Annotated in this window: 18 protein-coding genes and 1 tRNA gene; 7 read left to right on the forward strand and 12 right to left on the reverse strand. The window is 34.5% G+C overall.

Annotation, left to right across the window (positions count from 1 at the left end):
• The first annotated feature begins 1 nt into the window (after position 1).
• On the forward strand, positions 2–1219 hold the full coding sequence (locus D1J36_RS01090) for a hypothetical protein (protein ID WP_154137102.1): 1218 nt from the start codon (positions 2–4) through the stop codon (positions 1217–1219).
• A 78-nt stretch (positions 1220–1297) separates the two neighbouring features.
• On the opposite strand, the gene D1J36_RS01095 is transcribed toward D1J36_RS01090, so the two are convergent.
• The 8 genes from D1J36_RS01095 to D1J36_RS01130 all read right to left on the reverse strand — a co-directional run bounded on the left by D1J36_RS01095 (position 1298) and on the right by D1J36_RS01130 (position 11483).
• Positions 1298–2341, reverse strand: a complete 1044-nt coding sequence (locus tag D1J36_RS01095) for an NAD(P)/FAD-dependent oxidoreductase (protein ID WP_154137103.1) — start codon at positions 2339–2341, stop codon at positions 1298–1300.
• Between the two features lie 87 nt (positions 2342–2428).
• Entirely contained in the window at positions 2429–3343 is a 915-nt protein-coding gene (gldN, locus tag D1J36_RS01100; protein WP_154137104.1) for a gliding motility protein GldN, read from the reverse strand.
• Positions 3344–3396: 53 nt separating this feature from the next.
• Positions 3397–4956: a gliding motility protein GldM gene (gene gldM, locus D1J36_RS01105; RefSeq protein WP_154137105.1), complete on the reverse strand. Its 1560-nt coding sequence runs from the start codon at positions 4954–4956 to the stop codon at positions 3397–3399.
• 51 nt (positions 4957–5007) lie between these two features.
• Positions 5008–5694, reverse strand: a complete 687-nt coding sequence (gldL, locus tag D1J36_RS01110) for a gliding motility protein GldL (RefSeq protein ID WP_154137106.1) — start codon at positions 5692–5694, stop codon at positions 5008–5010.
• Positions 5695–5727: 33 nt separating this feature from the next.
• Complete coding sequence (gldK, locus tag D1J36_RS01115; protein ID WP_154137107.1) at positions 5728–7140, reverse strand: gliding motility lipoprotein GldK; 1413 nt, start codon at positions 7138–7140, stop codon at positions 5728–5730.
• Between the two features lie 178 nt (positions 7141–7318).
• Positions 7319–9172, reverse strand: a complete 1854-nt coding sequence (gene glmS, locus D1J36_RS01120; protein ID WP_154137108.1) for a glutamine--fructose-6-phosphate transaminase (isomerizing) — start codon at positions 9170–9172, stop codon at positions 7319–7321.
• A 5-nt stretch (positions 9173–9177) separates the two neighbouring features.
• Entirely contained in the window at positions 9178–10683 is a 1506-nt protein-coding gene (locus D1J36_RS01125; RefSeq protein ID WP_154137109.1) for a DUF4270 domain-containing protein, read from the reverse strand.
• A 26-nt stretch (positions 10684–10709) separates the two neighbouring features.
• A complete protein-coding gene (locus tag D1J36_RS01130; protein ID WP_154137110.1) occupies positions 10710–11483 on the reverse strand; it encodes a glycogen/starch synthase in 774 nt (257 codons plus the stop codon).
• Between the two features lie 113 nt (positions 11484–11596).
• Between D1J36_RS01130 and panC the strand changes: the two genes are divergently transcribed.
• From panC to D1J36_RS01150, 4 genes are read left to right on the forward strand one after another with little or no spacing between them, the layout of a single operon-like run.
• Positions 11597–12445 carry a pantoate--beta-alanine ligase gene (gene panC, locus D1J36_RS01135; RefSeq protein ID WP_154137111.1) on the forward strand — a complete coding sequence of 283 codons (849 nt, stop codon included), beginning with the start codon at positions 11597–11599 and terminating at the stop codon, positions 12443–12445.
• 18 nt (positions 12446–12463) lie between these two features.
• On the forward strand, positions 12464–13411 hold the full coding sequence (locus D1J36_RS01140) for a PorP/SprF family type IX secretion system membrane protein (protein WP_154137112.1): 948 nt from the start codon (positions 12464–12466) through the stop codon (positions 13409–13411).
• 35 nt (positions 13412–13446) lie between these two features.
• Positions 13447–14553 (forward strand): radical SAM family heme chaperone HemW, encoded by a 1107-nt coding sequence (gene hemW, locus D1J36_RS01145; RefSeq protein WP_252339434.1) that lies wholly within the window; start codon positions 13447–13449, stop codon positions 14551–14553.
• 38 nt (positions 14554–14591) lie between these two features.
• Positions 14592–15098, forward strand: a complete 507-nt coding sequence (locus D1J36_RS01150; RefSeq protein WP_154137114.1) for a DUF4251 domain-containing protein — start codon at positions 14592–14594, stop codon at positions 15096–15098.
• A 101-nt stretch (positions 15099–15199) separates the two neighbouring features.
• On the opposite strand, the gene D1J36_RS01155 is transcribed toward D1J36_RS01150, so the two are convergent.
• The 4 genes from D1J36_RS01155 to trxB form a co-directional block, all read right to left on the reverse strand.
• Positions 15200–15574: a hypothetical protein gene (locus D1J36_RS01155; RefSeq protein ID WP_154137115.1), complete on the reverse strand. Its 375-nt coding sequence runs from the start codon at positions 15572–15574 to the stop codon at positions 15200–15202.
• 279 nt (positions 15575–15853) lie between these two features.
• A tRNA-Ser gene (locus tag D1J36_RS01160) sits at positions 15854–15938 on the reverse strand.
• A gap of 126 nt (positions 15939–16064) precedes the next feature.
• Positions 16065–16427, reverse strand: a complete 363-nt coding sequence (gene crcB / locus D1J36_RS01165; protein WP_154137116.1) for a fluoride efflux transporter CrcB — start codon at positions 16425–16427, stop codon at positions 16065–16067.
• A 157-nt stretch (positions 16428–16584) separates the two neighbouring features.
• On the reverse strand, positions 16585–17532 hold the full coding sequence (gene trxB, locus D1J36_RS01170) for a thioredoxin-disulfide reductase (RefSeq protein WP_154137117.1): 948 nt from the start codon (positions 17530–17532) through the stop codon (positions 16585–16587).
• A gap of 157 nt (positions 17533–17689) precedes the next feature.
• On the opposite strand from trxB, the gene D1J36_RS01175 reads away from it, so the two are divergent.
• Together D1J36_RS01175 and D1J36_RS01180 are read left to right on the forward strand one after the other, a co-directional pair.
• Positions 17690–19192 (forward strand): GH3 auxin-responsive promoter family protein, encoded by a 1503-nt coding sequence (locus D1J36_RS01175; protein WP_154137118.1) that lies wholly within the window; start codon positions 17690–17692, stop codon positions 19190–19192.
• 22 nt (positions 19193–19214) lie between these two features.
• Positions 19215–20447, forward strand: a complete 1233-nt coding sequence (locus tag D1J36_RS01180) for an MFS transporter (RefSeq protein WP_154137119.1) — start codon at positions 19215–19217, stop codon at positions 20445–20447.
• Positions 20448–20879: the final 432 nt, after the last annotated feature.

Consider the following 20879-nt stretch of genomic DNA (forward strand, 5'->3'; position numbering starts at 1 on the left):
AATGAAAAAACATCTTTTATCATTATGCTCTTTAGCACTTGTATTATCTGTAACTTCGTGTACTATTGACATTCGTGAAGACAATGATACTCCTACAAGTACTGGAATAGAAAGCACTACAGGAAGCGTGATGGAAGGTTCTGGAAGCCTTAGCGGAACTATCACTAAAGACCTTCTAATCAAAAAAGGAAATTATACCATAGATGGTGTAGTAAAAGTAGCTAGTGGCGTTACACTTACCATAGAACCTGGAGCTGTATTTGTAGCTAACTCTTCTAACGATACCAGCTTAGTAATTCTTCAAGGAGCTAAAATCAATGCACAAGGGACTGCAGACAACCCTATCGTATTTACATCTAACACCAAAATCCCTGGAGATTGGGGCGGAATTTCAATCTACGGTAAAGCACCTATCATTGCTTTAAACGGAGCGAAAACTGCTATTTCTGAAGATGGTAACAACCTACAATATGGAGGTGATGATGCCAATGATAACTCAGGTGTGATGAAGTTTGTAAGAGTAGAATACGGTGGTAAAAAAATCGGAGATGGAAAATCAGAAAACAACTCTATGACTTTCTATTCTGTGGGAGCAGGTACTGTACTAGAAAACTTAGTAGCTTATAAAGGTACAGATGACGGATTTGAGTTCTTCGGAGGTACAGTAAGTGCTACTAACCTTGTTTCTTATGGAAACTTTGATGACTCTTTCGACTGGCAAGATGGCTGGTCTGGACAAAACAATTCTAATTGGTTTGCGTACCAAACGAAAGTAGGTAACTTTGGTATGGAGATAGAAGCCTCTTCTAATAAAAATAATACAGCTCCTAAAATTAATGGTATCACACTTATTAGAGAAGCTGGTACTAAACCTGAAGTAGAAGGCTCTACAGAAATCTCTGCTATCCAGTTCAAAAAACAAGGCTCTGGAATATTCAAAAATGTTTATATAGACGGATACAAGGATAACAATGGGAAGAAAGCCTATGCGGTACTTATCCAAGATAAAGATACCCAAAACGATCAAGTGGCTACCAACAATATTAAAGTAACACCTATCAACTATCTAAACTCATCTAATCCTGCTGTGTGGGGCTATGGTTACGCCAATGATAACCCAGCAAGTTTCACTTCTGATTCTTCGGTTAAGAAGGTAAATCTAGTTTCTGGAGCGTGGGCAAATGTAGATGGAGTGGACTTATTAAAGGCTTTAAAGTAAAATATACTATAAGTACTAAAATTAAGTTTTTCATTGTAAAAAAGTTAGCTACCCCAAATTGGGATAGCTAACTTTTATTTAGCTAAAAAAACGTAAACCATTAACTTCCTTAGGCAATTCTATTTGAGTTTGAGTAAAATCGTATAATATTTTAGAAAAATAGCTACCATTGAGAATCCCCCTTGCCCCTAATCCATTAAAAACATACAAATTAGAATATACCTCGTGAGCTCCCAAAATAGGTCTTCTATCCTTAACTGTAGGTCTAAAACCATAACAAACCTCTTGTATTTCAAAATCAAACGGATAAAATTCTTTCAGTCCATTTTCAAGTTGTTCTACGGCTTTAGTGTCTATTTTCTCATCAGTATTATCTCTATCATAGGTTCCTCCATAGTAGAAAGAATTAGTCTCTTCTAAAGGAAATAAAAAATGTTTTTTCTTAATAGTAACATCAGAGTATAGCTCTTTAGAAAGTTTTACTTTAAGATGATGCCCTTTATTTGGATTTACCATAATATCCCTAAAAAAAGGATTATTTTTAACGCCTATCCCCTCCGCAAAAACAATTTTTTTATAAATCCAATCTTTATATTTATTATTTTCCACATCAATTTGATTATAATCAAATCGTTCCTTTATCAATTTATTTTGACGCTCCAAATAGTGTAAATAATTACTAAAAAACAAAGGTACATTTAGCCTTGAAGACCTCAATACTTTACCTGTCTCAAAAGGATTTTCTACATTTTCTAATGTATAGAAATCATCACTCAAAAAAGGCTTCAAATCTTCCTTCTCTAGCCTTTTTTTCTTCCACAATTCTCTCTCAGATTCGTCATGAAATATCCTATGTATAGGGGCTTCTATTAAATAATTTGTACCTGTATAAGCTTCTATTTCCTTTATTGTATCTGTAAGAAATTCTATCTGCTCATTAGCCTTCCAAAAAGTGGTAAACTTCTTAAGAACTACAGGGTTTACAATGCCAGCCGATACTTGAGAAGCTCCTTTTTCACCATCTGAAAATAAAACAAAAGAGTGATTATTTTTCAATAATTGATGAGCAAAAAATAATCCAGCATAGCCATCTCCTACAATAATATATTCTACATTTTTCATAAAATCTTTTTCGTTTTAAACACAAAACCCGAGCTTATGAACTCAGGTTTTATTATGATACAAAAACATACACGGAACGTTTAAAATCTAGTAGTTCCACATATCATTTTCCATTTCTAATATTTGGTTTTTAATTCTTTCACTTTCTTCCAACTGAGCCTCTGCATCATTGGGAATGTAATCCTTAATTACCCCACTTCCTAATCCATTTTCAGACTTGTAAATGATAGAAGAGAACCTTCTCGCATTAAGAATATCATCAAAACTAATATCAGAAGACAAATTTTTATTATTAAAAACTCTAGCATTTGCCGTAATCTGCCTAGCATCTGGATAAAACACCCAAAAAAGATCTATAAACTCCTCCTTATCAGCAAATTGTTGTCCCATAGTTTGAGGATCAGGTCCCATAGCAGCTATCCCTAAGAGACGGTATTTCATCTGCCCATCTCTTCTGTCAATGTACCACATACCTTTTATTTTCAATAGTTTAACCTGTTCAGATTTTGTTTCGTAAACATCTGTACCAGCTTTTTTATCTTCATCAGAAACCTTCTCACCACTGTTGATTTTATCAATAAGCCAATCCGAAGTTACCACTCTACTCATTCTCTGTTGTATTTCTTCAGGTTTTAGCCTAGTAGTAAACATCTCATCATCATAAACCTCTTTTATTTTACCACTATTGATACCATCTAATAACAACTGATACAAAGACTTATTCTGAGATACCAAACCATCTGAATTATAATAGAACGGCTGATTTATTTTTTCGTTCATATCTATAACTTCCCATACAACCATACTCCTAAGAATATCCTTATCCTCTATATAGCCGTAGTCTAATGGTTTTACTTCTGTAGATATTATTTCGTCTCCTTTCTGAGCCTGATTATCTTCTCTTAACTTTCGAAATTCCTCAGGAGATTTCGCATTAAGAATATTCTGTGCCCAAGCAAAACCAGAAGCTAATATGAAAGCACTAAAAATGATTTTTTTCATTGGTACTATTATTTTATTTTTCCTTATTACTAAGGAATCTCAACTTTATAAAATTACTGAACATTTATCACTACTGGAGAAATATTCTTAAGCATTTGCCCTCCTAAACCGCTAGCAGTTGCTTGTATATCATACACATAAACCACATCACCAGAACGCAAACCTGTAGTCTGTGCCGCAACTGAACTCAAGCTATTTCCACTAATAAAACTTGCTGCTTTACCTGGTATTTTAACTCTAAACCCTGTTACTGTAAAACTTACAGGGAACTCAAAATCTGGAATTGCAGCAGATATAGTTTGATTTTTAATAGAACTAGCAGGCATAGACACCACATTTTGACCTCTAATTTGCCCTTGTGGAGCAGGAACGCTTTTCACTCTAAAAGGGAATGATGCCGTAGTAGCTTTACCATTAGGCAAAGTACCCGTAACCATAATATTTACAGAATTACCAGCTCCTGGACGAATTACCCATTTGCCTTTACCACCAGATACAGAAGCTCCAGCAGCAGAAAGCCTTACAGAAGCATTATCAACTCCCAACATAGAAGCTGAAACAGGGTTATCTACCCCTCTATACAGTACATTCATCTTATCGGCAGAAACCACAGCTCCACTTTGTAGTGCCACTTCCTTAGCTCCTGCTATTACACGATAAGCATGAGAAAAAGGTAATCTTATTTGCTTCTGATTAGCATCTAAAAATGTAATTTCTCCATTAAATTTAAAATCTCCTACACTACTTGTATTAAGACTTTTGAACCCTTGACCATTAGCTGTTCTATCCACACCAGATATAGACATTCCAGGAACAGAACTTGCATATGTTCCAACAATTACCTTAGCTTCAGCTTTATCACCTTGTAAAACAACTGTTGGCGCAGCTACAATAGCTTCAAACGCATTAAACTTAATATCAGCATCTACTTTTTCTTTAAGCATATTAGCCAAAGCATCTGATTGTAAATTTCTAGCTTCAGACTGTAAAACCTCTAGATTAGCTAATGCAGCCACTAACGGCTGATTATAAAATCTAGAAACTAACCAATCTTTTTTAACACTACTTGTACTAACTACTGTACTAAAAGAACTGTTAGCTCTTTCTATAATAGCTTCGTTCTGTGGTGTTTTAGGGAAAATTTGCAGTGTTAAACTTTTAATTTCTCCCATTAGGGTTTTCAATTTTTCAGCATTTTTACTTGGACTAGCCTCATTTGCTTTATCAAAAAAGTAAAGTGTAGAAGCATCAGTATTATTTAAAGCATTAAAATCAAACTCTTTAGAAGTCATATCCAGACCTGCAAACTTCTGCATCTCTGTCTTAGAAGCATCTATAAATTTTACTAAAGCATCTATTTTATCCTTTAATAATTTATATTGTTCATAAGGATGGGAGAAAGACTCTGGAGAGTTTTCTGCCTTTTGACGAAGAGTTTCCTCAAATATTTTATTCTTAGACTGAGTAAGTAATGTTGTCTGACTCAATGTATCTCTTGTATCATTATAAGAGCGTATAATCTCTTGATCTATCTGCATCGCAAGCATTGCAATGAAAACAAGGTACATCAAGTTAATCATCTTCTGACGCGGTGATAATTTTTCCTTTGCCATTTTAGTTTTTTAAGGTTATAAAAATAGATTAAAACTTTGAAAAAGAAAATTTTATCCTTTCATCGCGTTCAACATACCTCCATAAACTCTATTAAGATTATTAAGGTTAGCTGTAAGCCCATCTAACTCTTGATTAAACTTCTCTGATTGTGCTACTGATTTTTGTAAATCAGAAACATATTTTTGATGATATTCTGACTGAGCTTTACCATGTTCTAACTGTAATGCATAAAGAGCATTCATACTCTCTAAATGATTAGCAGCCAATGTAAGCTGATCATTATACTTTTGGGTAGACGAAGACACATCTACAGTTTGATTGATTTGATCTACAGATGCAGAAAACTTATCTATTCCTGTTCTAAGTCTCTCAAATAGTTGTACATCTAGATTAGCTTCTTTTAACATTTTATCTAACTTTTCAGAAAGAGAAACTTCTAGTTGTTTTATATCTTGAGTTTGTTCTACTATATTATTTTTTCTAGGCTTAGGTTGTGCATTAGCATCTAATAATTCTGGATACACATTTTCCCAAGCATATTTAGCTTCCTCTGCTGGAGGATTAAATGCATATAGCAAAAATATAAGAGCCTCGGTAATTAGACCTGCACCTAAAATCCAGTTAGGATTTACTAAACCTCCAAAAGTAGTATGAGTCATTTTAAAAAATGCACCTAAAATTACTACAGAAGCACCTACCGAGTAGATGAAATTTAATGTTTTATCATTTAGTCTCATGATGTGAAAATATATTGTTTTACTTTTAATTTATTATTTTGTTTTTCTCTTAAATTTAGCGGAACCTTCTGGTATATCCTGTACAGTTCTAAATCCTATATAGCTTCTAGCAGAATCTTTTCTTTCCCAATCTCTATAACCAGTCATTAATAAGTATCCCACGTCTTTCCAAGATCCTCCTCTTACTGATTTTTTAACATCTCTATAAGCTTGATTAGACAAATACGGATTCAAAGTTGAAGAAAACTGATACGTCGCATTGCTATACGGAGACTCTGTCCATTCAGATACATTTCCTGCCATATCATAAAGACCAAAATCATTTTTAGGGAAAGATTTCACTGGAGCCGTATAGGTATAATTTCCTTTCTTTTCGTCCTCTATATAATTACCTCTTTTAGGCTTAAAGTTTGCCATATAGCAACCTCTATCATCCATTAAATAAGGTCCACCCCATGGATAAGTTGCATTTTCTCTACCTCCTCTAGCAGCATATTCCCACTCTGCTTCTGTAGGTAAACGAAATGCCATTGGAGTTTCTTTTCTTTTCTTAGACTTCTTATTCTCATCTCTCTTAGCTTTTGTCTTGTAATCACAATAAGCTCTAGCTTGATCCCAAGTAACGCCTACTACAGGATAATTTTTATAGGCCTTATGCCAAAAGTAACCATCATATAGTGGAGTGTTATAAGCATAATTAAAATCTTTAATCCAAACTGTTGTATCAGGATAAACTGCAATACTTTCTTTTTTAAGATAGTTTGAGCTTCTTTTACCATCTTTAACGGCAGACTCTATATCCTCCCATTGGTAAGCGTATTTCAATTTTCTAGTATCAATAATTCTCTCACCATTTATTCTTTCTGCTGGAGAAAGATACATAGATTCTATAACCTCTGCATACTGAACATCTGGATAATCTGATGTTTTCCATTTTAAAGGGACTCCCCAGTCTAACCTTTTAGATTCATCATAGCCATCTCTACCTCCTTTTGATTCCAAATATTCTTGGTATGGTGTAGCATTTCCTACTTTTTTAGCAAGGTAAGCGTAATCTGATATTCCTGTACCATTACGTCCACCTGAAGTTACATCACCTGCTGCTTCTGCAAGTAAAGTTCTAGCAATAGAATCTCTTACATAGTCTATAAATAGCCTGTATTGAGCATTAGTAACCTCTGTTTCATCCATAAAGAAAGAGGATACTGTAACTGTTTTTAATGGAGCTTTTTCTGGCATGTTAGTATAATCTACATCTGCCATACCCATAACAAAAGAACCTCCAGAAATAGCTACCATACCATATGGTCTCTCTGCTACAAACGACTGCGATTTGTTTTTTGGTATAAGTTCTCCTTTAGTAGTAGGCTTACCAGAAGACTTACTCCCTCTAGAGCACGAGACAACCAAAGAAGCTGATAAGAGTACAAAAAATATTTTTTTCATCTGATGATGTTTAATTTAATTTTCTAATTTTTAGTTTCAAACCAATTAACATAAAACTATGCATATTGATTTTAACGCGTAAATATAGTCCTTTTTTTGAATTATTCATTCAAAAACATATAAGAGCTAACGAGTTTTTATTACAATTATTTTATATAAACGCAAAATATTTTACTTTTTACTCTACAGTAACTGACTTCGCCAAGTTTCTAGGCTGATCTACATTAGCTCCTCTATAAACAGCAATATAGTAAGCTAATAACTGTAGTGGTACTGATGCTATAATAGGAGAGAAACATTCTGAAGTTTCAGGGATTTCAATCACATAGTCTGACATAGAAGCTACCTGTTCATCACCTTTAGTCACTACAGCTAACACCTTACCTTTTCTAGCTTTAATTTCTTGTACATTACTCACCACTTTATCGTAATGTTTATTTTTAGGTGCTATTATCACGATAGGCATATTCTCATCAATAAGAGCAATAGGACCATGCTTCATTTCTGCTGCAGGGTAGCCTTCTGCATGGATATAAGAAATTTCCTTTAACTTTAATGCTCCTTCTAAAGCTGCAGGAAAATTATATCCCCTACCAAGATACAAGAAGTTAGTTGATTCTACAAAATCATGTGCTATTTTCTTCACATAATCATGAGTAGAAGCCAATACTTCCTCTACTTTTTTAGGAATGGTATCTAGTTCTGTAATCAGCTTCATAAACTCCTGATTACTTAAGTTTCCGTTATGTTTACCTAATTTAAGTGCAATCAAGGTTAAAATAGTTAATTGTGCAGTAAATGCCTTAGTAGAAGCTACCCCTATCTCTGGTCCAGCATGAGTATAAGACCCTGCGTCTGAAAAACGAGCAATAGAAGAATCTACTACATTACAAATACCATAAATAAATGCCCCTTTTTCTCTTGCCATTTTAATAGCTGCCATTGTATCAGCTGTTTCTCCTGACTGAGAAATCGCAATAACGACATCCTTATCCGTTATAATTGGGTTTCTATATCTAAACTCAGAAGCATATTCTACCTCTACAGGTACTCTTGCAAATTCTTCAATAAGGTATTCTCCTATCAATCCTGCATGCCAAGAAGTACCACAGGCAATGATAATGATACGATTAGCATTATTCAATTTCTCCAAATGATCCCAAATACCAGCCATCTTAATAATACCTTCATCTACCAAAAGACGACCTCTCATAGTATCGTGAATAGATTTAGGCTGTTCAAAAATTTCTTTAAGCATAAAGTGCTCATAGCCACCCTTCTCTATCTGCTCTAGATTAAGCTTAAGTTCTTGAATGGCAGGAGTAATTTTAGAGTTATCTTCTATTTTTCTAATATCTACACCATTCTCTAAAGATATAGTTGCCATATGACCTTCCTCTAGATAGATAGCCTCTTTAGTAAACTCTACAAATGGAGAGGCATCTGATGCAATAAAATATTCTTTATCACCTATCCCTATCGCAAGAGGAGAACCCAACCTTGCTACTACTAAAAGGCTAGGATAATCTTTATGCATTACCGTAATTGCATAAGCCCCATAAACCTCATTAAGAGCATAACGGACCGCTTCTGGAAAATCTAATTCTTTATTTTCATCCATAAAATACTGAATAAGATTAACCAAAACTTCAGTATCTGTCTCTGAATGAAAAATATAGCCTTTAGACACTAACATAGTTTTAATGGTATCATAGTTTTCTATAATCCCATTATGTACTATAGCCACCTTACCATTATTAGAAACATGAGGGTGTGAGTTTTTATCGCTAGGCACACCGTGAGTAGCCCACCTAGTATGCCCCATACCTATGTGTGATGTATTTTTAAGATTCTCTGATATACTTACTAAATCGGAAACTTTACCCTTTGTCTTTTTTACATCATAAGAACTAGATAAGTCTTCCAATACTATCCCAGCACTATCATACCCTCTATATTCTAATCTTTTAAGACCGTTAATAACTACTTCGTATGCATCTCTATGCCCTGTATATCCTACTATTCCACACATATACCTTATTTTTTAGCGTAAATAATATTTAATTTCACTTTATTCTGATTGGTCGTTTTAGAACCAACTAATACTATTCTTTGAGGAGCATAAGCTCTAGTATTGTAGTTTTGTCCTAGCAAAGTTCCCTGTGTACTTTTTAAATAATCTCCCACATTAATTTCTAAATCTTTATTCTCTGCCTCTTTTTCTATAATATTTTTGAGAGTTTGAGTAATGGTAATATCATAGTAAGCAGGGTTACTTGTTAGATCAGAAGTTTTAACGAGAGAGTAAGACGATGATAGAGACATTGCGGAAACATCAGCTAAAAAGTCATTAAGATTAGCATATTTCACTAAGAAATTTGATGGTTTAGCATAAGATTTATTCCATACACTATCATCTGTATATAATCTTATTTTAGCAGAAAGAATGCCTATATTTTCGTTTTTATAAAGATTTTTAATTTTTTGTATTTCTGTTGCAGGTATTCTTAAAACAGCTCCAGCTCCTCCCATACCTTGTAGGTAGAGCCTTTCGTCTCCATTAGTTGTATCAATATTAGCAAGTGCTGTACTATAAGCTGAAGCTCTATTATAATCTATTTGATTAAAATGAGTATTACTAGAACCTAAATCAAACTGATAAACCGCAGAAGTTTTGGTAGTAGTTCCATTAGATGTTGTATCATAGGTATAATACATCTTAATGCTAGTGTCATTAGGAGTAAATCTAAAAATATAACCATCATTTTCTACTACAGAAAGTCTTATTCCTTTTATATAACGGATAAAACTAGCAGCATCTTTCAGTTCTGTAGCTCCTTGCTTACTTACTATTTTATCTTGAAAATACTGTGCATCAAGAGGAATTCTAACACCTACAGTTCTAGATAACAATTCTTTACTATCAGCATCGCTTGTAATACTAACCGACGACACCTTACCATTAAGTGATACTGTTGCCAAATTAACTCCTAGTGCCACTTTTTGGTTAGAGTAATATTTCTTCTCTGTAGAATACAAAAAATCATCTACTTCATCTACTTTAAGCGTTAGTGATTTATTATTACCATATTTTTGTATAGGATAAGTTGTTACTACCTTTTTAGCCGCTACATTACCTGTAAAAATATAATCTTCATCTGTTGATGTAGTTGCAGAGTCTGAAGCGTAAATAGGTTTCAATTCTAAAACAACTGAATCTACCTTCGCATTAGTCCCAAAATCAGGATTATAGCTAGATAATCGTAACTGTGTTATATAAGAGGACTTTTGCATTCCAAAATTATCTTCTGCAAAAGCCCCTAAAGTAGCCTGAGAAATACGAGATGCATCAGACTGTATGGTATCATTATTATTGAGGTTATAAGCTATCACATCGTAGCTCTGCGTTTCACCTGTTGCTGCCCCACTTGCAAAAAACTGCTCTCCAAGATTATTTGCATCTGACTCACAACTTTGTATCACTAAACTCCCTAATCCTGCTACAACAAACAGTTTAAGGATTTTTTTTGTTTCTATTATCATTGAATGTATTAAATAAAATCTATTTTTTAATATATCTCACCTACAGACTCAGGAGTAACATACTCTTTCTTATCTGAACTTGCTTGAGAAAAACTTTCATCTAAATCTTGTTCCAAAAATTCATCTCCTTTCACTACCACATCTACAAGATTCATACCTTCTTCTAAAAAACTATAGAAGCTAGGATTATCAAACGCTTTAATTCCTTTTATATTGTCGAATTTAAACTTATTTACCACCGCTTTTTTGTCAAAAACTAAATTTTCTTCATTATATACAGACAAAACAAACTTGGTATCATCAAAATAAGAATCTTTTTTGTAGTAATGTTTTAGATATACAGGTATAAATGCTGACATCCAACCATTAAGATGAACCACATCTGGCACCCAATTAAGTTTCTTAATAGTTTCTATAACACCTCGTGCAAAAAACATGGCTCTTTCGTCATTATCATCGAAAGGAAGCCCCTCTTCATCTTTGTAAGTAAATTTTCTTTTGAAATAATCTTCATTATCTATAAAGTAAACCTGTAACCTTTCTCCTGGCAAAGAAGCCACTTTAATAATTAAAGGTTGGTCTAAATCATTAATAATAATATTCATTCCTGAAAGTCTAATCACCTCGTGTAACTGAAACTTTCTTTCACTAATATATCCAAAACGAGGCATGAAGACACGCACATCATTTCCATCACCATACATTTTAAGAGCCATTCTGTTTACCGCATCAGACATTGCACTTTCTTCTTGGTAAGGAAACATCTCTGTAGTAACATATAAAATCTTTTTGTCTGGCATAATTCTTATTTTTTATCTTCAACTTAAAAGACAGTTCTCTATGCAAAAATACAACTTTTTAAACTAATAACAGTGTATTAACAATTTTTTATAATTTTGGAGAAATTTTTCAAATGAAAATATTAGACAGTAGGAAAGAATTAGAAACCTATATTAAACATAACAAACTGAACGGCAATACCATAGGTTTTGCTCCTACTATGGGAGCTTTGCATAAAGGACATATTTCTCTCTACGAGGCAGCTAGACCTCACAACGATATTGTTGTTTCATCTATATTTGTTAATCCTACGCAGTTTAACAACCCTGACGACCTAGAGAAGTACCCAAGAACTTTAGAAGCCGATTTAGAAAAACTTAAAAAATCAAAATTGGTAGATGCTGTATATACACCAAGTATAGAAGATATTTACCCCGAAAAATCCGTAGCGAAAAACTACGATTTTGATGGGCTAGAAAACGAAATGGAAGGCAAAATGAGACCAGGTCATTTTGATGGTGTAGGCACAGTGGTAGAAGAGCTTTTCCGACAGGTACAACCAGACAACGCTTACTTCGGAGAGAAAGATTTCCAGCAACTTGCCATCATCAGGAAGTTAGTGGAAAAGAAAAACCTTCCAATCAATATACACGGAGTGCCTATTTACAGAGAAGAAAATGGCTTAGCGATGAGCTCTAGGAATATGCGATTATCCGAAGCTGAAAGAGAAGATGCCAAAATTATTTACGAAACCCTTTTAAAAGTAAATGATTGGTTTAGAGTTGTTAGTATTCCAGAAATAAAAGAGAGAGTTCATACCATTTTTGAAAAAGAAAAAAACTTTGATTTAGAATATTGTGTAATTGCTGATGAAAACACTTTAAAAGAAACCGATTTCTTCTATAAGGATTGTTCTTACAGAGCTTTTATTGTTGTTCATGTAAATCAAGTAAGGCTTATAGATAATATGCATCTAGCCTAATTTCAAAACAATCAAGCTATGTATAAAAAGATTTTATTTACCATTTCTATTTTTATCACTATTGTTTCCTATGCACAGGAGACTCTTCCGTATTACCAACAATATTTATTAGACGGTAAATATCTCTTTAATCCCGCTCATTTTGGAGAAACAGACGACATTATAATCAATAGCCACTATCAAAAACAATTCTCAAAACTAGAGAACTCCCCAAATACACAATCTATAGGTGCACACGCCAATGTTACTGATAGATTAGGTGTAGGTGCTTACTTCTTCAGAGACCAAAACGGACCTATTTCTGCCAACGGTATCAATGTAGGAGCCGCCTATTTTATCCCAATAGATGATAACGAAAGAAAAAATCAATTTTCCTTTGGTACAAGTATCAACCTCTATAACTCCAATATAGATTTAGCTCTTCTTAATCCAAAAGATTCTGGCGACCCTCTAATACAAAGCGGTACTAACAGTGTATTTTTAACCTACGCTAACTTAGGCTTACAAGCTACTTACAATGGCTTTTTCGGTAGTTTTTCAGTAGTGGATATTCCTCTAAGTAAAACCACCTACATTGTTAATGGAATAGAACCTTCTCCCACCAAATTTTTCATCAATACTGGCTACGATTGGGATTTTTCTGACAATCTTTCGTTAGAACCCTCAGTTTTAATCAATTTAAACACCAACTCATCTAGAATTATTGATGCTAATTTGTTAGCAAAAATTAAAGACGAAGACAATTATTTTGCAGGAGGCATCAGCTACAGAACAGCCAAATCAGCATTTGGAAATCAACAACTTAGTTTCTCGCCCCTTATCAAACTTAAATTTAACCAATTTAGTTTCGGAGCAGCTTACAACATCAACCTCTCTCCTATTGCGGATTATGGTGGTAATAGCTTTATGGTTAACTTAGGCTACGCTTTTGAAAACTTCATCAATACCAGAGGTTTCCGATATTAAACATTAAAAATTATCTATCTTTGATATACTTACACATTCCGTTTTGCAAGCAAAAATGCAGTTATTGTAACTTTCACTTTTCCACTTCGTTGAAGTTGAAAGATGATATGCTTTTAGCCCTCAAAAAAGAATTACACCTTAGACAACACGAGTTAGAAAACAAAAATCTACCGTCATTATACTTTGGTGGCGGCACACCTTCTATCCTTAGCGTAGATGAAATACAAAGGCTTATAGACGAAGTATTGAAATATTTTACATTTAATTCTGACATAGAAATTACCTTAGAAGCAAACCCCGATGATTTAAACCAATCCTTTTTAAAAGCACTTTCTAACACGCCTATCAACAGGTTAAGCATTGGCACTCAAAGTTTTTTTGAAGAAGATTTAAAACTTATGAACAGAGCTCATAGTGCTTCCGAAGCTGAAAGTTCCATAAAAAGAGCTCAAGACACAGGTTTTGAAAACATAAGTATAGATTTAATCTATGGTTCACCAACTTCCAACCATTCTCTTTGGAAAGAAAGTTTGCAAAAAAGTATAGAGCTTCAAGTGCCACACATCTCATCTTACGCCCTTACCGTAGAGCCCAAAACTGCTCTACAAAAGTGGATTGAACAGAAAAAAATAAACGCTCCAAAAGAAGAAGAACAGCTTATAGCCTTTCAATATCTTTCAGAAACACTTAAAGCAAACGGATTTGAACATTACGAAATTTCTAATTTCTCTAAACCAAACTATCACTCTAGGCATAATACCGCTTACTGGAAAGGCTTGCCCTATTTAGGCATAGGACCTTCGGCTCACTCCTACGACGGACAAAAACAACGCAGTTGGAATATCGCTAATAATAGTTTATATATTAAAAGTTTAGTAGAAAACTCACTTCCAAAAGAAACGGAAATTTTATCAGAAAAAGAACAATTTAACGAACTCATTATGATAGGTCTTCGCACCAAATGGGGCGTTGAGTACAATATCATCAGTCAATTTTCGGAAGAGATACTACAGCCATTCCAAAAAAGCCTAGAAACAAAACTAAGTTCAGGCGTATTGAAATTAGAAGAAAATCAACTTTTTATACCAGAAGAACATTGGTTTATGGCAGATGGCATTATTTCTGATTTGTTTGTTGTCTGATTTGTCTATTTTTGTTCATATTTAAAAATTCAAACACAATGAAAAGAGTTATTGTATTACTACTAACAGGACTTTCCCTTATCTCTTGCCAAACTCAATACGGCATAAACGAAGACAAGGTACAAAGTTACATGGATAAAAATGAGTTTACCGTAATGGCAAAAAGGGCACTTCCTAACAATTACGATGTCATCAATATCGCACAATCATTCCCTACCGTTGGAAGCCGAATGTTTGAGCTAGATTATGGCTATGCCGTTACTCTAAAAAAAGACAGCCTATCTGTTAATCTCCCTTACTTTGGCAGAATGTTTAATGCTAGTCTAGACCCTTCTAAAAATAGTTTCAATACAGCGACAAAAGACTTCAAACTCTCTAAAAATAAAACTAAAAAGGGATACACCTATCATTTTAGTCTTTCTCATCCTGAGAATATGAGTGATATATATGTTGATATTCTAAAAAACGGAAAAGCCTATATTTCCATCAATAGCAGAGATAGACAACCTATTTCCTACGACGGCTACCTTGTAGAGCAACCTTAGATTATAAGTTTTCAATATTCAATTTATCTCTAAAAACTTCTGTATCATTAAGATGTTATAAAAAGATAGACGCTAGAATCTTCTAACGTCTATCTTTATTTTTATCTATGCTGCCAACATCTACCTCCTCCTGAAACTTTTCTAGAACATGAACCTCCTTTTTTAGTCAGAGCACCACAGTAGGAAGAGTACGAATATGACGAATAAGTTTTGGAGTGATGATTTTTTTTATGCTTTTTACTTTTTGTTTTTGGTAAGGCATGTTTAGTATGATGTCTATTTATACCACTTGACTGCTTAGAAGTAGAGGATGAGAAGCCATATACTCGATCATTTGAATCACTATATCTCCAAGTATTATCACTATACAACACAACAGTTCTACCACTGGATAATTTTACTGTTTCAACTTTTTTCTGTGAAAGTCCTAACAATGGGATAACGAACATTGCTAATAAAAATAATTTTGTTTTCATAAATTATAAATTAAAGTTTTATATTTTACTTCTAAATTTATTTTTTGATCAGCTATGAGATCATATTTTTAAATGAAAAAGATTAAAAAAAGCTCTTTTAGTTACTATACAAACCTCTATTTCACTAAATATTTTAGCAAAGAGAGGTATTTTTTTCTACAGTAGTAAAAAAATCTACTGATAATAACCAATGATTAGACTAACAAAGATAAATAAAATTTATTCTAAAAATTAGGTATAAAAAAAGCTGTTGATATACAACAGCTTAACTTATTTTTGCGGAGAGAGAGGGATTCGAACCCCCGGACCTGTTACAGTCAACGGTTTTCAAGACCGCCGCATTCGACCGCTCTGCCATCTCTCCTTAACAACTCTATCGTTGTTTTTAGTGGTGCAAATATATAACTATTTTTAATTACACACAAATTTTATATTCAATTTTAGCCTTAAAATAATATAAATTACTATTTATCAATAATAAAAACTTAAGCTATCCTACTTTAAACCCTAAATAAACTGCCCAAAATCCTAATACCAAATTTGCTACCACATAGCTAAAAAGAGTTACATAATCCTGATTTTGCCACAACATAAGGTTTTCGTATGAAAACGTAGAAAATGTAGTAAAACCTCCGCACAATCCTACTATAAAAAAGTATCTGACAACATCTGACTCTTGTTTCATAAGAGAGTTACTTAACAATCCAATCAAAAAACAACCCAATACATTAACCACCAAAGTTCCCATAGGAAAAGTCCCCAATTTGAAAAACTGAGCGGTATAACGAGAAACAAGGAAGCGAAATACACTTCCTAATCCTCCCCCTATAAATATGTATAGTATTGTTTTCATTATATATATAACAAGTGCTGAAACTAGACCCGATGGAAGCGGATACCCCGCAGTGAAGCCGCGGAACGAAGTGGAGCGGCAAAACGAGGAGTATGAGCGGACAGCGGGAAATAGCTCCTAAAAAATAGAATCTATTTCCGCCTCGTTTTTTTAATGATTATCCTTTTAATTCTCCTAAATATCTTTCGGCATCTATGGCTGCCATACAACCACTTCCCGCAGCAGTAATCGCTTGACGGTAAATGTGGTCTTGCACATCTCCTGCTGCAAATACCCCCGGAAGATTGGTTTTAGACGACTTGCCTTCGGTGATAATGTAGCCGTTTTCGTCTAGGTTGATTTGCCCTTTAAATACATCGGTATTAGGTTTGTGCCCTATCGCAATGAATATCCCGTGAACTTCAATTTCAGAGGTTTCTTGCGTTTGGTTATTGATGACCACTGCACGCTCTACTAGATTATTTTCTCCTTTGATACCGATGAGTTCGTGGTTATATTTCACTTCAATATTTGGTGTTTTTTCTACCCTTTGTGCCATTACTTTAGAGGCTCTAAAGTGGTCTTTTCTTACCAACATCGTTACCTTGTTACAAATATTGGCTAAATAAGTAGCTTCTTCTGCCGCTGTATCTCCCGCTCCTACTACAATAACATCTTTCCCTTTATAAAAGAATCCATCGCAGGTAGCACACGCAGAAACACCTCCACCAGAGTATTTCTTTTCATCGTCTAGCCCTAAGTATTTAGCGGTAGCCCCTGTAGATATAATTACTGTCCTCGCCAAAATCTCTCTACTTCCCGTGGATAGCTTATGAATACCTCCTACCTCTTTAGAAAACTCCACGCTGGTAATCATTTCGTAATGGATTTTGGTCTCGAATCTTTCTGCTTGTTTTTGTAAGTCCATCATCATCTCTGGTCCTGTAATACCGTTGGGATAACCTGGGAAATTTTCTACCTCTGTAGTGGTAGTTAATTGTCCACCTGGCTCTAATCCTGTGAATAACTCTGGCTTTAAATCTGCTCTAGCTGCATAAATTGCAGCGGTATATCCTGCAGGTCCTGAACCTATAATTACACAGTCTAAGATATTTTGTTCTTCCATTTGATAAATTTATGTTGATTTTAAGGTGGCTAATTTCGGAATTTTTTTAGGGTTCTGAAAGTTTTAGACATCTTTATTTTCAATTAATCTTATTGACTAATTAAATAACTATATAATGATTTATTCTTAGTTGGTAACAAAATCTTATCTTTGCTCTATGTTAAAATGGATTAAAAAGAAAGCCGCTCTCGTTTGGGCGAAGAAACATACTCAACAAGCTGCACTAGACCAATCTAAAGCGATTGAACACCAAGAGGCTTTATGGAGAGATTTAGTAAAAACAGCAGAAAAGACCCTGTTTGGTAGAAGCCATAATTTTGAAGAAATTAAAACTTTAGAAGACTTTCAGAATCAAGTTCCTATTGCGGATTACGAAGACCTTAAACCCTATATAGAAAAGGTAAAAAGAGGACAAGCCAACATACTTTGGACAGATACCCCCGAATATTTCGCTAAGACTTCTGGTACTACCTCTGGAGCTAAATATATCCCTATTTCTAAAGAAGGAATGCCTTACCAAATCAAAGCGGCACAGTCGGCTCTGTTTCAATATATTGCGAAAAAGAATAATGCCGATTTTGTAAACGGTAAAATGATTTTCTTACAAGGCTCTCCTGAACTAGAAGAAGTTAATGGAATTAAAACAGGGCGACTTTCGGGCATTGTAGCTCATCATATCCCTAAATATCTACAAAAAAACAGACTCCCAAGCTACGAAACCAACTGTATAGAAGATTGGGAAAGCAAAGTGAACAAAATTGCTGATGAAACCGAAACCCAAAATATGACGCTTATTTCTGGGATTCCGCCTTGGCTCATTATGTATTTTGAAATTTTGGTAGAAAGACACCATAAGAAAATAAAACAACTATTCCCTAACTTACAACTTATCGTAACTGGTGGCGTAAACTATGAACCTTACCGAGAAAAAATGGAAGAACTCCTTGGAGGCTCTGTAGATATTGTGCAGACCTTCCCTGCGAGTGAAGGCTTTTTTGCGTTTCAGGACGATTATACTAAAGAAGGTTTAAGACTACTCACCAACAATGGGATTTTCTACGAGTTTGTTCCATTAGAGCAATACGGCAAGCCCAACGCTCCTCGTTTGACTTTAAAAGATATTGAACTCAACCAAGATTACGCGATGATTCTCACTACCAACTCTGGACTTTGGGCGTATTCTATTGGAGATGTGGTGAGGTTTATTTCTAAAAATCCTTACCGTATTTTGGTGAGTGGCAGAACCAAGCACTATACCTCTGCATTTGGCGAGCACGTCATCGCTTATGAAGTGGAAGAAGCTATGAAATCTACCGTGGCTCAGCACTATGCTCAAATTACAGAGTTTCATCTTGCACCACAAGTAACTCCTCCCAACAACGAGCTACCTTATCACGAATGGTTCATTGAGTTTGAAAAAAAACCTGAAGATTTAGAAGCCTTTAGATTAACCCTAGACCAAGAGTTAAGGGCAAGAAATACCTATTATGATGATTTAATAGAAGGCAAGGTATTACAACCGCTTAAAATATCTAAATTAAAAAGAAACGCATTCCACGAGTATGCTAAATCTGAAGGGAAACTCGGTGGGCAAAACAAAATCCCTAGACTCGCCAACGACAGAAAAATAGCCAACTTTTTAGTAAACCATATAATCTAAAGAAAACACCTGCATTCTCCCCATGAACCTAGAACCTCTAAAAACTTTAAAAAACATTGAGTTTAGACACCTTCTATTTGGTAGGTTTTTTCTCATTTTGGCGTTCAGAATGTTAGCCACGCTTCTAGGTTGGTGGGTTTATCAGCTTACCAAAGACCCTCTTTCTATTGGGTTTATTGGGCTTTCGGAGGTTATCCCTGCCGTATCTACTGCCCTATACGCAGGCTATGTAATAGATATGAACGAAAAGAAACGAATGCTACTTATTTGTAATTATATCTATGTGCTTCTCATTAGTGCATTAGTGGCTTTGGCGTTCTTAGAAAACTCTTATCATCTCACAGGACACCAGATTTCTTATTTCATCTATGCGGTGATATTTCTAACAGGGATTTGCCGTGCTTTTATAGGACCATTAGTCCCTTCTATGATACCTAAAATGGTAAAAAAGGAAAACTTAGCTAATGCTGTTACCCTAAATCAGGCAACATTCCTTACTTCTTCAGTATTTGGACACGCATTGGGAGGCTTTTTAATCGCACTTATTACCATTAAATGGACACTCGTGGTTATTGTAAGTCTGATGACCTTAGCTTCTGTATTCTTTTGGCAATTAAAACCGCAACATTCCGAGTACAATAAAAAAGAAGTAAAGATGCTAGAAAGTATGCGTGAAGGACTTACCTACATCTATAAAACCAAAGAAATATTGGGAGCTTTATGCTTGGATATGTTTGCGGTTTTGTTTGGTGGAGCGGTGGCTATGATACCCGTCTATGCTAGTGATATTCTTAAAGTAGGAGCCGAAGGCTTTGGACTACTTAATGCGGCATCTGACATTGGGTCTATGTGTATTATTATTTTGCTTTCATTTATTCCGTTGAGGAGAAATCAAGGTAAAATACTACTGGTGGCGGTGGCTGGTTTTGGTATGTGCATCATTGGTTTTGGGCTGTCTAAACTCTACTGGCTTTCGTTCTTTTTCTTGATGCTTAGTGGTATGTTAGACGGTATTTCTGTAGTGATAAGAGGTACGATAGTACAACTGAAAACCCCTGACAAAATAAGAGGTAGAGTTCTAAGTGTTAATTCTATCTTTATTATGTCTAGTAATGAGATGGGGCAGTTTGAAAGTGGTCTAGCCGCTAAACTTCTAGGTGTGGTGCGTTCTGTAATATTTGGGGGAAGCATGACTTTAGCCATTGCCCTTATAGTAGGACTTACCAATAAAAAGCTAAGAAAAATGGAGTACTAACTCCCATTGCCTCTCCCCTATCTAAAATAAACACCTATATTAAGTTTTGCATAAAATATTTTCTAAACACTTGCATACTTCCTTAAAAGGTAATAAGTTTGCTTCAGTTTTATGACACACGATACCAATTACATACAAACAAGTATAAAAAAGTACCCGAATTATTTGGCTATCTCAAATAATTTCGTAAACACACACAAATAGTTTCGTGGGTATGCGTCGTATTATCTAGAAAATTACTTCAACTTTTATCGTTAATTATAAATATAATTCCACCAACTTTCGTTGGCGGATTTTCGTATTTACACCATTCTAAATTTAGCTTTCATAAATACATGCTAAAAGCACCATTGTTTTGTCTTATAACATGGTCGTTTTTGTTAGGTGCTTTTAGCGTTCAGAGAGGGAGTTTTTACTTTCTTTCTGCTTTAG

Source organism: Riemerella anatipestifer, from assembly GCF_009670965.2.
Classification (GTDB): domain Bacteria; phylum Bacteroidota; class Bacteroidia; order Flavobacteriales; family Weeksellaceae; genus Riemerella; species Riemerella anatipestifer_B.